This is a genomic window from uncultured Brachyspira sp. (assembly GCF_944390595.1).
Classification (GTDB): domain Bacteria; phylum Spirochaetota; class Brachyspiria; order Brachyspirales; family Brachyspiraceae; genus Brachyspira.
The window spans coordinates 1-16,443 of sequence record NZ_CALXRN010000032.1; the positions used below are offsets into that span (position 1 = coordinate 1).

The window sequence follows — 16,443 nt, forward strand, 5'->3', positions numbered from 1 at the left end:
GCTCTTACTAATGAATGGGTTGATATGTTAAAAGCTGGTATTATTGATCCTGCTAAAGTTTCAAGAAGTGCTTTACAAAATGCTGCTTCTATTGCCAGTCAAGTATTAACTGCTGAAGTTATTATTACAGATATACCTGAACCTGAAAAACCAATGCCTCCAATGCCTGGCGGCGGAATGGGCGGTATGTATTAATAAATAGCCTGTTTTATATTAGAATAAAAAATTATAATATAAATAAAAAAGCCTCAGTATTATTACTGGGGCTTTTATTTTTACTAAGAATTACTTTTTACGTTGTTTTCCATTAGGATTTTTGGAAGTTATGTTTTTATGAACATTTTTCTTTTGAGGTTTTAATTGTTTTAATTGATTTATTTTCTCTCTTATTTCAATAGCCTTTTCAAACTCTAAACTGTCAGAAGCTTTTTTCATTTCTTTTTCAAGCTCTTTTATATAATCATCGCTTTTCTGCTCTGGGTCGATTTTTACTCTTTCATTGAAGCGTCTGAAATCAAAATGAAGTTCATAAGATGTTTCAACTTTTTCTTCGCGTTCAATTATATCCTGTATCTTTTTAATAATTGTTTTAGGAGTGATATTATGTTCTTTGTTGTACTCCATTTGTATATTTCTTCTTCTTTCTGTTTCATCTATAGCAACCCTCATAGCATCGCTTATAGTATCTGCAAACATTATAACTCTTCCGTTAGCGTTTCTTGCCGCACGTCCAATAGTTTGTATTAGGGTAGTGGTGTTCCTTAAAAAACCTGTTTTATCAGCATCAAGTATTAATATTAATGATACCTCAGGTACATCAAGTCCCTCTCTAAGCAAGTTAATACCTACAAGTACATCGAAAGCACCAAGTCTTAAATCTCTTATTATCTCTACACGTTCAACTGTTTGAATATCAGAATGAAGATAACGTGTTCTAACTCCGTTTTCATTTAAATATTTTGTTAAATCCTCAGCCATTTTTTTAGTAAGAGTTGTTATAAATATTCTTTCATTGTTTGATACAGTCTTTTTTATTTCTTCAAGTATTCGGTCTATTTGTCCGTCAATAGGGTATACTTCTATAATTGGATCAAGCAATCCTGTAGGACGAATTATCTGCTCTACAACCTGACTGCTTTTCTTTAATTCATATTCTGCAGGAGTGGCGCTAATATATATAGTGTCATTGGTTAGTTTTTCAAATTCTTCAAAAAATAATGGCCTGTTGTCAAGTGCTGAAGGAAGTCTGAAGCCGTACTTTACTAAAGTTTCTTTTCTGCTTCTGTCTCCGAAAAACATTCCTCTAATCTGAGGCACACTTACATGCGATTCATCTATTATAGTTAAAAAGTCTTCAGGAAAATAGTCTATCAAACAAGCAGGTCTGTCTCCTTCTTTTCTTCCTGATAATGGGCGTGAATAATTTTCTATTCCGGCACAGTATCCTACTTCTCTAAGCATTTCTAAATCATATTTTGTTCTTCCGTATATGCGTTCTGCTTCTACAAGTTTACCTTCTGATTTGAATTTATTATACTGCTCTTCAAGTTCTTCTTCTATTAATTTTATTCCGGCCGCTAATTTATCTCCTCCTGTAACGAAGTGCTTTGCCGGATATATAACAACTCTGTCCTGCTCTGCTAATTTTTGTCTTGTTATAGGATTTATTTTCATTATACGTTCAACAGTATCACCGAAAAATTCAACTCTTATAACTTCATCAGAATAAGCACTCATTATTTCTAAAGTATCGCCTATTACTTTAAATCTCGCCCTTTCAAGTACATCTTTTACGCGTTCATATTGTATTGAAACCAATTTTTCAATTATTTCATCTCTGTCATATTCGCCGTTTTTTTCTATTGAAATATATAATTTTCTGTAATCTTCAGGAGAACCCAAGCCGTATATACATGAAACAGAAGCTACTATTATAACATCTCTTCTTTCAAGTAATGATGTAGTTGCTTTAAGTCTTAATCTATCAATTTCATCATTAACAGAGGCATCTTTATCGATATATAAATCCTTTGCAGGAACATAAGCTTCGGGCTGATAATAATCGTAGTATGAAACGAAGTATTCAACAGCATTATTGGGAAAAAAATCTTTAAGCTCTCTGTAAAGCTGAGCCGCTAAGGTTTTGTTATGCGACATTACTAGAGTAGGGCGGTTTGCTTTTTCTATAACATTAGCTATAGTGAAAGTTTTTCCGCTTGCTGTAACTCCCAAAAGAGTTTGATATTTATTTTTATTTTCAAGTCCTTTTACTAGAGATTCTATAGCTGTTACTTGGTCGCCTGAAGGTTTGAAATTTGATTCTATTTTAAAATTCATATAATAATTATACTATATTTTATATATTTAGTAAATTATTTGAAAAAATTTTTCAATTTAGATTTGAAAACATTAAATTCTCTGTATAGATTTATATAATAAGGATTAAAGTTTAAATCTTTATTTAAATAAAGTCTTTTTATGTATAATTTAGACCATACAATAAAATGTAATGAATGAAATCTTATTTTTTTATTTATATTATCATTATGGTAATCGCAAAATGGAATATTATTTTCAAAGAATATTTTCTTCATTTCATATTTACCTTTTTTCAGCATTTCAAATTGAGGTGCTCCATAAACAATAGAAGAATCAAATATTGAATCATTTTCTATTTCTGATAAATTTCCTACTTTAAAATTTGTATGTGAAAAAAATTCTCTTGAAATATCCATATCTGAAATACTTCCTGCAATACCATTATTTACTCTGTTGGGATCGTCATAATACATACTTTTTAATTTATTTATTTCTTTTTCATCAGTATATTTAAATAATAAATACTTTGAAAACTCTTCTAATACTTTTATATCTCTTATATACATAGTTAAAGCTAAATTATGTGCCAATGATATATCGTATTTTATAAATGGTTTTAAAGCTTCATTTAAATCAGAAAAAAGTAATATATCACTATCAATATGAAAGCATTCTGTTAAATTATATTCTTTCATAAAATCTTTTAAAATAATCCATCTTTGCATACAGAACATTTCATAATTAGGATTGCTTTTACCAAGATGTATGTATTTATTTTGAAAAATTATAGATTCTTCTTTTTTGAGTTTTTCTACATCTACAAAAGTTGAATATTTAGAATATTCTTTATATTCTCTATTTGATATTAAAAATATATTGGCATTTCTATTTGTTTCTTTTAATTTTTTAGTGTGTAAATTACATATTTAGAAAAACCAGTGTGTATAATTACGATATTCATAGTATAAAAACATTACCATTATAATATTTTTCAAAATTATATTGTATATTTAATTTTATAAAAAATATAATATTATAATATTATAAATTGTCAATATTACTTAAATTAGTATATAATAAATTTATTGCAAAATTAGAATATAAAATTATTTAATTTTAAATTATAAAAATAATACTTGATATTATGTTTAGTATATTTAATAGAGTATTTATATCATTTACCTAATTATTCTAAAATAGTATGTTTTTTAAGCTTAGTTGTAGATAAACCATTTTTTATTAAGAAATCAATACTCTATTGGCATAATATTTTTATTATACGAATTAAAAATTAAATTAATATGTATTCTTTTTATATGATTTATTTCAATTTTATTAATTTAAAATCTATGGCTATCATAAATACGCATGGTAAAAATATTAAAGTTATAAGTGTAGAAAATATCAAACCATAAGCCAAACTCATAACTATAGGTACTATCAGGTCAGCACGTCCTCCTATACCGTACACTGTAGGAAGAAGTCCGCCGACAGTTGTTATAGTTGTTAAAAATATTGGAAGAAGTCTTTGAGTTGCACCTTCTACTATTGAATTGAATGCAAATTTCTTAGGGTTATTTAATGCATCAGGATTTGTTTTTCCGGATTCTATTATTTTGTTTATTAAGTCTATCATTATTATTCCGTCATTAACAAGAACTCCGCATAATCCGACTATGCCTATAAATCCTATAAATGACATAGGCATGCCATGTATATAAAATGCTATAAATACTCCAGTTAATGTAAATGGTATCAAGAACATTATCATTAAAGGCTGAATAAATTTCTTGAATTGCAGTAACAGTATCAAGTATATTAATACTATAGCTATTAATAATGTGGCTGTAAGTCCGTCTAATGCTCCTACAGTTTGGTCAGCTTCTCCTCCGAAACCTATTATTATACCAGGATATCTTTGGCTGATATCTTTAAATTTATTTTGTATTGCAAACATAACTTGTATTGATGTATTTTTACCTTGAATTAAATCGGCTGTTATGGTTATACACCTTTATCCGTTATAGTGTCTTATAGCAGATACTCCGTTTGTATTGATTATATCCGCAACATTTTTTAAATATAAAAGTCTATTGTATGTATTTGGTATAACTAGATTATTCAATACATTAGTGTCAAATATATAATCTCTGTCGAGCTGCACTCTAAAATCTAATTTGTAATCTAGTTCCTGAATATATGTAGCAACTGTTCCGCTGTATGCAGTTCTTAATTCGTTTGCAACATTGGCAACATTCATTCCTAATTGTGCTATTTCATCATAATTGAATATAACTCTTAATTCATCTTTTCCTATTTTATCATCATCATAATAATTTATTACCCCGTCTAAGCTAAGTAAATAAGCTTTTACTTCATCTCTAACTTTTCTAGTTTTTTCTATATCATTTCCTACTATTTTTATATCTACTGCTTTTCCAGGATCCATTGGAAGTTTAACAGATACCATTAAAGCATCTAATTCTTTTCTTAAACTTGTTTTTTCTATCTCTGCATTTATATCATCCATTATATCGTATGCTGTTTTTTTTCTTTCTGTTGATGGTATTAGATAAACTGTTATGCCAGCAAGATTTACAGATTCCTCTGAAATATCAACTATATTTTGATTCACTTGTTTTCCTACCACACTATTAACTGCAATTAAGTTCTCAGGATCAACTGATTTGTATATTATATTTTCTATTTGCTCAACGTATTTCATTGTATTTTTGATAGAATTTCCTATTCCAGAGTCAATATTTATCATTATGCTATCTGAGCTTGTATCATATATAAGTATGAATTTCTGCAGACTTTCTTTAGCCAAAAAAAATGAAAATATTAAAAGAACTACGAAAAATAAAACAACTAAATATCTGAATTTTAATAATATTTTTAATGCCTTATTAAAAGGATTTTTCATTGCATTAAAAAGTTTTTCTTTATCGAAATCTAACGGATTTTTAATATTTTTGAAAAAATTAAATTTTGATTTTTTCTTTGTTTTGTCCTGCAAATTATTAGGAAGAATAAATATTGCTTGAAACAAACTAGCAAGCAAAGCAGCAACTACAACTTTAGGAAAAGGTGCAATTAATTTGCCTACAACATCTTTAGTTAAAAGCATTGGTATAAAAGCAACAACAGTAGTCATTGTAGCAACCATTATAGGACTTACAACATCTCTTACTGCTTCAACAGTTCCTTCTAATCCTGTTTTACCTGATTTTTGAAAATCATATATGTTTTCGCATACTACAATACTATTATCAACAACCATTCCTATAACAGTAATTATACCAGCAAGAGATATTATATTAAATGTTAATTCAGAAAAATGAATATATGAAAATGTTATAAATATTACAACTATCATTCCTATGCTTGTGAATAATGCACTTTTGAAATCTAAAAATATTATTAGAACTATTAATATTATTATAAATCCGAATATTAAATTGCTTGTAGCTACATTAGTTAATGCTAATACCATTCTTGAAGTCTCTCCCATAGTGGTAACTTCTACATTTTCCGGTATTAGATTTTTATTATTTTTTAAAAATTCATTTATGTTTTCTGTGGTTTTAACTATATCGGCATTTTCTTTTTTTAATATGTTTAATGAATATCCTTCTACGCTGTTTATTCTTACATAAATAGATTTTTCAACAAAACTTCTATCTACTTTTGCCAAATCTTGTATTCTTACTCTTTGTCCATTAAAAGTAGAACGTACCACAACATTCGTGGCTTCAATAGGATCATCAAATTGTCCCATTGTAACGACAGTTTTTTCTTCTTCATTTTCCTCTAAATCCATGTATAGAGGTTTTTTAAAATCACCGCTTGTTGCTCTTATATTCCTTGCAGAAAGAGAATTTACTATGTCTGTAAGAGATATATAATATTCCTGCAATTTTTTAGGGTCTGCTAGTATTTTTATTTCAGGATCTGTTCTTCCCTGAACTCTTATATCAGCAACTCCGTCTACATATTTTAATTGTCTTTCTAATTCTTTACTGAAATCATATAAAATCTTTTCATCTCCATTATATCCTTTTTTAAAATGAACACCTATATTATATATTGGAGTTAATTTTGGATTTATATCTGTTATTTCTATTGTTTCAACTTCTTCTGCCATATCAGGTACGCTTTGCATTTTTCTAAAAATATCATCTTTAGCTTTACTTGTATCTATTTCCATATCCAATTGTACAAATATTATAGCAGCATTTTCTGTTATTATCGATGTAAATTCATCTATTCCTGATATAGTCCTTAATTGGTCTTCTATTTGTATAACGGCATTTTGTTCAACATCTAATGGAGATGCCCCAGGATATACAACCTGCAAAATCATTAATTCTAAATCAGTAGATGGAAATGATTCTTTATCTATATTGTAGTATGAATATAAACCTAACATAATAGAAACAAATATGATAATGTTTACAAGCATTCTATTGTTAGCAAAAAAATATATTAAATTTTTCATAGTATAAAAAATCTCTAAATAATTATTTCTATTAGAATAGTATAATAAATTTTTGTATGAATTTATACCTCTTATTATTAAAAAAAATATTATGTTATTGTTTTTATATAATATTTTTGTAAATTAGTATGTTTTTTTACTAATTTATAGACATAAATATTATAATGTTGATTATATAAGTATTATAATATAATTTTTTTTCATTTATCATTTATTATTGTTATATTAACAGTTTACATTTTACAAGATTATAATATAATATGATGTAGTATTGAAAATTAATTATATTTTCGTTTATAGTTTATAGGAACATTGTATATGAAAAATGATTCAAATAAAAATAATGCAAGAGTAAGAAAAACTAAAAAATTACTTGAAGATTCTTTAGGACTCTTATTGGAAGAGAAACCTTTTGAAGATATTAGAGTAATAGATATATGTGCAAAAGCTAATATGCATAGAAGCACTTTTTATACTTATTACAATTATAAATATGAACTATTAAAGTCAAAATTAGATGAATATGAAGCTAAATTTTTAGAAGATTTGAACAGATATAAAATAGAAAATAAATTAAAAGATTCTCATGTGGACATAATGGAAAAAATACTTCAATATTTTTATTTAAACAGAAAATATTTAAAAATAATATTTAAAAATAATAAAGACGGCAGTATTACTAAAATTTTAAGAGAATATTTAGCTTCTTATGTTATAGAGGGTATAAAAGATTTCAAAACTATACGTCCTGATAAAGAAAACGTTATGAGAATAATGGGCAGTTTTTATTCAGGAGCTTTCATATCGGTTCTTACAGATTGGATTTTAAATGATTGTTTTATATCTGTTGAAGATTTGGCTGTGTATATATCAGATATAATAATGCAAAGAGTTTTTGCTGAATAATTATTAGTCAGTTTAAATTAAGATATCTATATTGTATGAAATTTGTCGATAATATAAAAAGATTATAATAATTATTTTACATTTATATTATTTAATTTGATTTAATAAACTAGGTATATTTGTAAAAAGGAGAATACCACATTATGAAGAAAATAATATTATTTATATCTTTTATATTATCATTTCATTTATTGAATGCTCAAAATATCACTAAAGAAAGCGACTATTCAAAAAATTGGGTTAATTTTGTTTTTAAGAAAACAATAGATATGAAAGGAGCTTTATATGAGGGAAGACCTGGAGGAGATTTGGAATTAATTTCTGGAAGAACTCCTATAATGCTTGTGAAAATGTATAAATTTTTAGGTGCAAGATCTGATTCACATGCCTATTATTCTCATCAAGTTCCTATATCTATGTTCTATGATAACGCTCCTGCTTTAGGTGTTAATTTAGTAGAAGGTTATTCTATTGAAGACGGTAAAGTTATGAGATATTCTAAATATATAAGAAGTTATCAAGGTAAATTAGATACATGGAAAAAGGCTAATTCTATTTTTACTAATGAGAGATGGGTTGCAAATACTAATGCAGATTGGGATTCTTATCCAGTACCTCAGCCTGAAGATGTTAATTGGGCAGAGGGAGAATATGCCGGAGAGTTATATTAATTAAAAAACGTAAATGCAATATGTTTTTATTATTTTATCTATTATATTGCTTCTTGTAGTTTTATTATTTATAAGTAATAAGAAAGTTGTATCTTATGATAATGAATGGGTAAAGCTTGTAAGAAATAGAGTTGTCAATGCTGATAAACATTATTTATTTAAAGATGATGCAGAGCTTATAATAGATAATAAAAAGAAATTAATATTTATTAAAGCTAAATATAATAATATGGCTGTATATAGTAATACAGATTATTTGAATAAATTTATGTTAATTTTTTCTGGTTATCCTTCTATAAAAGCTGCTTTTATGGAAGGATATATTGTTGAAAATAATAAGTTATATTATACCTATGCTTATAAATCATCTTATTATGATAAACTTCATAATTGGATGGAACTTAATGGTGTTTTTCAGTCTAAAGAAGTTTGGGTAGCTAAAAAAAATATCAAATGGAATACTTTTCCTTCTCCTCAGTATAATGATATAAATTGGGAAAAAAAAGCAATGATTGGGGTATTATCATAAATCAATTCATTTATCTTTTATATTGACTTAAACATTTTTATTTGTTATAATTTTCAAAGTTATAATTATGAAGAAGGAGTATAATATGAGTTTAAATATAGAAGATAAAGGTAAAGCTAAAATAATTAGATTAGAAGGAAAGTTAGACGTTAATTTATCTATTTCTATAGAAACAGAATTAGAACAATTAGTTGAATCAGGTTCTAATAAATTAATATTAGAATTATCAGGTGTTGAATATTTAAGTTCCAGCGGAATTAGAGTATTCATTTCTATAATGAGAAAAATAAAATCAAAAGACGGTAAATTAGTATTAGCTTGTGTTCCAGATATTATTAAAAAAATATTAAAAACTGTAGAGCTAGAAGATTTATTTGAAGTTTATGAATCTGTAGATGATGCTTTAAATGCATTTTAATTTTTTATAATATTGCTTTATTAGTATTTTTTTGTATAATATAAAAATATATAAAAAAATACTAATATTAGAATATTTTATGAAGATAGTAAATTTTGTAGAATTTAAAATTTTGATTTTGATTTCTTTTGTACTATTTGCATGTGCATCAAGTCAAAAGAATTCGGACTATGTATTCAGCAGCAGACCATTTTTAAGAGAGTATAAAAGATATTCTCTTACATCCGGAGAGTCTAATCCGGCTTTGGATGCTGTAATAGATAGAGAAGGTACTTGGATATATTATACAAGAGAAAATGCCGGAAATACTGACATTTTTGCAGTAGATTCGTATACTCTTGAAGATTACAGACTTACTAGAAGTCCTGGTATAGATACTTCTGTTTCTATTGATGACAAATCTAAATATTTAGTATTCTCTTCTACTAGAGATGATGCTTTCGGAGATATTTATCTTTATAAACTAGTAAATATTTTTGGTGTAAGAACTTCAAAAAATAATTTAGAAAATTTAGAACAAAATATTGTAAGGCTTACAGATTATAAAGGTTATGATGAAGACCCTGTAATTTCACATAAGGGAAATCTTATAGCTTTTGTATCAGATAGAGATGCTGGAACTAAAAAGTTATTTACCATGAGAGCTAATGGTAAAGAGTTAAAAAAACTTTCAGATATAGAGGCAAGTTCTCCGGCTTTTTCTTTTGATGATAGTAAAATAGCTTTTATAACTTCAAAAATAGGAGAGAAATATTCTCAGTTAGTTGTTTTAGATTTAAATGCTGACACTAATGCAGAAACAAATTTAACTATTCTTACTGATACTAAAACATTCAAATTTAACCCTACATTTTATAATGATGATACAATAATATTTTTTGAAATAGAAAGAGATTCAGACAGAGACGGTAATTTAACTTATTATGATAAAAGACGTCTGATGTCATATTCTTTATCAACTCATCAGTATTATGTATTGGATGAAGATACAAAATTGAGTACTTTTAATGTAGCGTATCCTTCCAGCTTAGTAGGTGCTTATGTTGTAAGTGAAGGATCTACAAGTATAGTAACAATGGGTTCTACAAAAGAGTATTTTATAAAAGATGCTAATGCTAATACTATGTATAGCACATTTACCGAGCTTCCTTATGAAAGAAAACTTGATGTTATAGATAGATTCTCAGAATATTTTCCTTTTTATGATGATCAAAGCAGTGTAGCTAAAGCATATTTTAATATAATGATATCATCATATACAAATACAAATACTACCGAATATAATAAAGCAATAAAAGTATTAACAGATGAATATCAGGAAACTTTTGCGGGATTTTTAGCATCTAGGATAAATAGGAATTTTAATACTAATGATAATTGGCTTGATATAAAATATTATACTAATGAGTACTTTTTAACTAATAACAGCAGTGACGAGATTGTTAATTTTGTTTCTTGGGCTGGATATATATCAGCAAATGAAAAATATAAAGCTAATAATAGAAATGCAAGTACATTAACTATTTTAAGCAATATTATGACATTAAACAATCAAAAAGATTTATACATGCTTATAGCTAAGTTATATTCACGTTCTGCTGAAGGTAATGGCTATAAATATCATCTTAATGAAAATATTTATAATAATCCTTATAGAAGAAAAGATTTAATATTTTCTGAAAGGTTAGAGATAGCTAAAGATTTTATAAAAGATACAAAAATTCCTTATGATTCTATATTAACTAATGCACATCCTTATGCTCCATTATCAGTTGCAGCAAGACTAAAATATTTAGATAGTTTAATACTTTCAAGAAACTATAATGATGCTACAAATTTATTTAAACCTTATATTGAATCCAGAAATGATATAATGCATGCTTTAGGATATTATGCAAATGCTAAAGTTCTTTTGGCACAAAAAGATGATGGTTCTTATGCTTTGTTTAAGAATGCTTTAACTTCAGGAGGAAATAATTTCAATTTCACATCTGAAGCTAATGAATGTAAAATTATTTTAGCTAATTATTATAAGTCATTAGCAGATAGTGCGTATAATGAAGGAAGATATGCTGTTGCTTATGATAATTATCAGGAAGTATTAAAATATAATCCTAATGATGCTTCTTCATCATCAAAATTAATAGAAAGCGGACTTAGAGCATATAGTACTATAGATTCTCTTGAAAAGACTATTGCCGAAAGAGAAAAAAATATCATATCTACAAGGTATTCGGATCATGAAGCAAATGCTGAGCTTGCTAATGCCTATTATTATTTAGCTAATAGATATTATTCTATGGCTATAGGAAAACAATATAGTCCTGATAGATACGTTTTAAGTGAGAAGAAAAGAGAAGATGGTTTTTATTTGTATTTGAACAAGTCTTTTAATGCTATAGTTGATAAGGCTAAATCATATATTGATTTTGCAATATTCTTATATCCGGATAATGAAGATTATTATATAAAAAAAGCGGAGATGCTGACATTTGCACAAGCATTGAAAATGCAGGTTTTACAGGATCAGAAAACATATAAGAGTGTAATAGAACTTGTACCGGCATATAAAGATGATGCTGTGACTAATGATAAATATATGGGTTATAACATGCTGGCATTTCAAACCGCTAATTTAGATTCTGAAATAATAGATTCTCTTATAATGGCTAAAAGTAAGGTTAGAACTAAGCCTAATGTGGTTTCTCTAATGCTTGCTAACTCATATTTAATAAACGGCAGATATTCGGATGCTGCTAATGAATATAAAGAGGCAGAAAAATTAATTAGACAAGCTGGAAGCGATAAAAGTATGGCTTGGTATCATTTCTTCCATGGTTATTCGCTTTGGATGAATAATGATGTAAATGGAGCTTATAAAGAATATGAATTGGCACGTAAATTATTTGAAAAATTGGGTGATAAAGAGTCTGTTTATAAAATAGTAGGATATACTTCAATAGCAGCAATAGAGCAGGAAGATTATAAAAAAGCTGTAGAATCCCTATTAGAGAGAGATAAGCTTACACAAAACGATGTTGATAAAAATGAACTTAATCAGCTATTGCTTGCGGCATGTTATTTAAAATTAGAAGATTATAATAATGCATTAATGTATTGTGATAATGTAAAAGCTAAAATTGATAGTTTAGATTCTTCTTTATATACTCCTAATTATTTGAGTATAACTTTTTATGGTGCTAATATTAATATAATAAATTTGGGTTTGGCATCTTTAGGAGGATATATACCTGGAGAGCCTTTGAATGTTGATAAACAGCAGATGCTTTATTCTATATACCAGGAATTGTATGAGAAGATGGGCAGATATTCTGAAGCAAGAGAGGCTTTATCTTCTTATAGAAATTATATTATTAAAGATAAGCCTAAAAAATCTATTCAGCCTTTGATGCTCGCTACATATTACAATAATGAAGGTTATTTATATTATCAGCAGGGTGAACAGTCAAATTCTATTATGTCTTTCAAGGCTTCTATAGAAGAGTATAAAAAAACTTTGGATGAAAAAACACTTGCAAATAATCCTAGTCTGCAGTATCAAAATGCTGAAAATGATGCTAAGAATTATCTTAGTTTATCATCTTTATATTTAAGATATTTATCAGAAAATGATTTAACTTCTATTAGAAGAGAATTTTTTATAGAGCTTTTTAATACTACAAAAACTCTTCAAATATTGTCAACTAATAATGCTGTAAGTACAAAAGATAGATTATTGTTATATTCTCATATAGCAGCATTTAAATATATAATGGCATTTAAACTTACAGCGGATAATAGTATAGAATATAATAGAAAGAGAAATGATGATCCTACAGATATGACAGATTATGACATAAATATACAAAGATTATCAATGCTTAAAGATGCAATTGACAGATATAAATATATTCTTTCCTCAAACTCTAATTTTCCTGTTGATTTGAAAACAGAAATAATAATAAGATATAATTTAGCAAAGGCCTATGAGCTTGCGGGTTATATTGAAGAGGCAGCAAGAGAATATATGTCAGCATTCTCAAAGGCACAGGTTTCTGCTTTTGCTGTTGAAGAAATAGCTATTCTTACGACATTGATTGATTTTAGCTCTAAATATAGAGACAGATATCCTGATAGTTTAGATTATCCTGTGCAGTATGTATTTAGAATACTTCAAAGAATTAGAGAAAGCGTATTCATGATAACTTTTGTTGAAGGAAATAATTTTATATTAAGACAAGCAAAATATAAAGTTATAGAATTCCTTCAGGATAAATATCCGGATGCAAGTTTGAACATACTTGCTATGTTTGACGCTATTGATATGAGAAGAAAGTTTTTGGATAGAAGACTTTATACATTAGGAGAGAATAATTATTATTTAAGAGAATACTATAAACTTTATGAAAAAGCTCTTTATTCATATCAAAGATATTTAAATGCTGTTGCAACTCCTTATGATAGTAAAACAGAGTCAGCAATGCTCAAAGAAATTTTGAATTATGAAAAAGAGGCTGTATCACAATTTTCCGGTACTCCTATAGAATCAATAGTTATATGCGATGTTAAGCCTGAAGATATTGATAGATCTATGCGTAAAGATGAAACTCTAATTTGGGATACTTATTTAGGATATAGATTTGTAAGAGAAAATGGAAAAACTTCATTCTATATACAAAGCAATGCTATGCCTAAGACAAAAAATTATGTTACTCATATAGGATTCAGACCTATCAGTATAAGCAATAGAAATATTTTTGTAAGGGAGCTTTATGATTCTACAGAGTATATGCTTCCTCCTAAAACTGCATATATAGATACTAAATTAATTTCGTTCTTTAGAACGGGAAGAAATGCTGAAAAAGAAATAAATACTATGAGTATGTCAAGCAATACTAACTCTACAAATAATACTTATAGTTATAATACTAATAATTTAGCTATGAATGTAGCCTATAATAGTGATACTAATACTATATCCTCAAATGATTCTGTATCTACGAATAGAAGGAGAAGAAGAGGTAATTTTAAATTTATAGAACTTAAAGATATAGTTACAAATTCTTATGTTCCTTTAGTTGTTGATATAACAGGTGCAAGTGCTTCTGATATATCAAATGTTATGAGTAAAAATCTTTATATTGTATACAGCGATAAGGAAACATTTGATAAAAATAGAAGAGTTTTGAGAAATATTAATAATATAGCTTTAGTTGTTGGTAATAGCGGCAAAGATTCTAGAATGATGTTCTATACAAATTATTTTAGAAGATTATCAACTAATTCATTAGAAGAAACAATGAAAGGATATGATAATAATTTATTTACTATATATGGCAAGCCGGATTACAGTATGTCATCATTATCTAATGCAGCTTATGAATTTAAGACAAGACTTTATACATCTTATGATAATAATGCTAATCCTTCTATTTCTATGATGTCAAATGTTATAGCATATTCTCAAAGTGATGATGAGAAAATGTTTAATTATGCTAAGATTGTTGAAGACAGATATAATGCAAAAGATACAAACACAGCATACATATTTTCTGAAGAAGGATATAAATTCTTTGCTAGTTCATATAGTAATATAAGTGATTCAAATGCTTATAAATTTATTAAATCAATGCTTCCTGTTTATAGAAGAATGGGAGAGGAAGGTGCTGTTAAAGGAGCAAACAGAGCATTGCATTTTATATATTTATATACTAATAATAATTATGATTTGATTGATGAATATTTTACTCCTAGAACTTTATCAAGATTCTTGAAAGCCAGAGACGATGCAAAAGAGAATGTAAGATATTTAAATTATATAGCAAATAAAGTTGATGGAGATAATAAAGATAAAATTCTTGAAGTTGCAGTTCTATATGATTTAATATATGCTAAGACACCTATTGATACGGTAACTAATTTATTGAGCAGAATGAAAAATACTAATGAAATATTAACTGTTGCAAATACAATATTAGATAATCAAGTTAGTAATGAAAATGATATATTCAGAACAATGAATTATATTTATGGAAATCAATATATATTTGAAACAGAAACTGTATCATCCTTTGCCGATAGATTCTATTCATTATATAAAACTAATTCGGCCTATATATACGGTCTATTAAATAAAATAAGAGTTCCTGGGAGTGACTTTAATAATAATATAGAAAATGCTTATGAAATATTTTCTAATGAGAATACTAATACAATGTTTATATTCTATGCCTATGAGAATAATAAATATGTTGCTTATAGTTATGTTGTAGGCGATTCTGAAGTCAAGAAAGCTAATTTAATTGATATGAAAAAATTAGGCAGCTATTTAGAAAGCTTTACTAATGCTTCAAAAGCAAGGGATAGAAGAAATGCATTAAAATCTATTGAGGGCGGAATGCTGTCATCAGATATAATTAAAGATTCTCAAAGGGTAGAGAGAATTTATATAACAGGTTCTTATGCAAATTTATTTACTGTTCCTTTTGCATATTTGAATGCTTTTAAAAACAATGATGTAATAAAAATAAGAGAGTTTAAATATTCTCCTAGCTATATTTTAAATATTGGAAACCCTACTGTTAAATTGAATGTTGGAACTAATTTCTATACTTCATTAGAAACAGCAGCAGTTAAATCCTTTAACAAACCTAAAGGAAATATTGCATTAACTCATTATATAGGTATAGATACTAATAGAAATAAGCCTTTTAATGATATGGATTTATTCTTATCTCCTGCTAGAAATGCAGATATTTTTGGATATTTAAGAGCAAGAAGTGAAACTAAACTTATGTTTACTTACACAACCAATAGTTCAGGCGATTATTATACAGTTATGAAATATCTATATAATAACTTTGGAGATGGAATAATAGATGCTTATAGATTTATAAAAACTAATAGAGTTCCTATTAATACTATAAATACAGGCGATAGAAATATCCTTTATGTGGCTAATTATTCCTTATTTGATTATATATTGCCCGGAATTCCAAGAGATAAATAATTTTTACATTGTGTATTTTTTAGTAAAAATTATTTACTTTTTCTTGACATTTTGTTTACAATATATTATAATATAAGTATAACAAATGAA

At 26.8% G+C, this 16,443-nt stretch carries 8 protein-coding genes and 1 pseudogene; 6 read left to right on the top strand and 3 right to left on the bottom strand.

The features are described 5' to 3' along the window. A partial coding sequence (locus Q0J90_RS01710) for a TCP-1/cpn60 chaperonin family protein (RefSeq protein ID WP_297276264.1) occupies positions 1-195 on the top strand: 195 nt, incomplete at its 5' end. A 90-nt stretch (positions 196-285) separates the two neighbouring features. Here the strand turns inward: Q0J90_RS01710 and uvrB are convergent. From uvrB to Q0J90_RS01725, 3 genes and pseudogenes are all read right to left on the bottom strand, one after another. After that, positions 286-2,337, bottom strand: a complete 2,052-nt coding sequence (uvrB, locus tag Q0J90_RS01715; protein WP_297276265.1) for an excinuclease ABC subunit UvrB — start codon at positions 2,335-2,337, stop codon at positions 286-288. 35 nt (positions 2,338-2,372) lie between these two features. Further along, positions 2,373-3,044, bottom strand: a complete 672-nt coding sequence (locus Q0J90_RS01720) for a hypothetical protein (RefSeq protein ID WP_297276266.1) — start codon at positions 3,042-3,044, stop codon at positions 2,373-2,375. Positions 3,045-3,640: 596 nt separating this feature from the next. Continuing rightward, a pseudogene (locus Q0J90_RS01725) lies at positions 3,641-6,820 on the bottom strand (efflux RND transporter permease subunit). A gap of 318 nt (positions 6,821-7,138) precedes the next feature. Between Q0J90_RS01725 and Q0J90_RS01730 the strand changes: the two are divergent. The 5 genes from Q0J90_RS01730 to Q0J90_RS01750 all read left to right on the top strand — a co-directional run bounded on the left by Q0J90_RS01730 (position 7,139) and on the right by Q0J90_RS01750 (position 16,353). Then, positions 7,139-7,726: a TetR-like C-terminal domain-containing protein gene (locus Q0J90_RS01730; protein ID WP_297276267.1), complete on the top strand. Its 588-nt coding sequence runs from the start codon at positions 7,139-7,141 to the stop codon at positions 7,724-7,726. A 143-nt stretch (positions 7,727-7,869) separates the two neighbouring features. Next, entirely contained in the window at positions 7,870-8,397 is a 528-nt protein-coding gene (locus Q0J90_RS01735) for a hypothetical protein (RefSeq protein WP_297276268.1), read from the top strand. A 13-nt stretch (positions 8,398-8,410) separates the two neighbouring features. Next, a complete protein-coding gene (locus Q0J90_RS01740; protein ID WP_297276269.1) occupies positions 8,411-8,926 on the top strand; it encodes a hypothetical protein in 516 nt (171 codons plus the stop codon). An 85-nt stretch (positions 8,927-9,011) separates the two neighbouring features. Next, a complete protein-coding gene (locus Q0J90_RS01745; RefSeq protein ID WP_297276270.1) occupies positions 9,012-9,344 on the top strand; it encodes an STAS domain-containing protein in 333 nt (110 codons plus the stop codon). Between the two features lie 79 nt (positions 9,345-9,423). Continuing rightward, positions 9,424-16,353 (top strand): ABC transporter, encoded by a 6,930-nt coding sequence (locus Q0J90_RS01750; protein ID WP_297276271.1) that lies wholly within the window; start codon positions 9,424-9,426, stop codon positions 16,351-16,353. Positions 16,354-16,443: the final 90 nt, after the last annotated feature.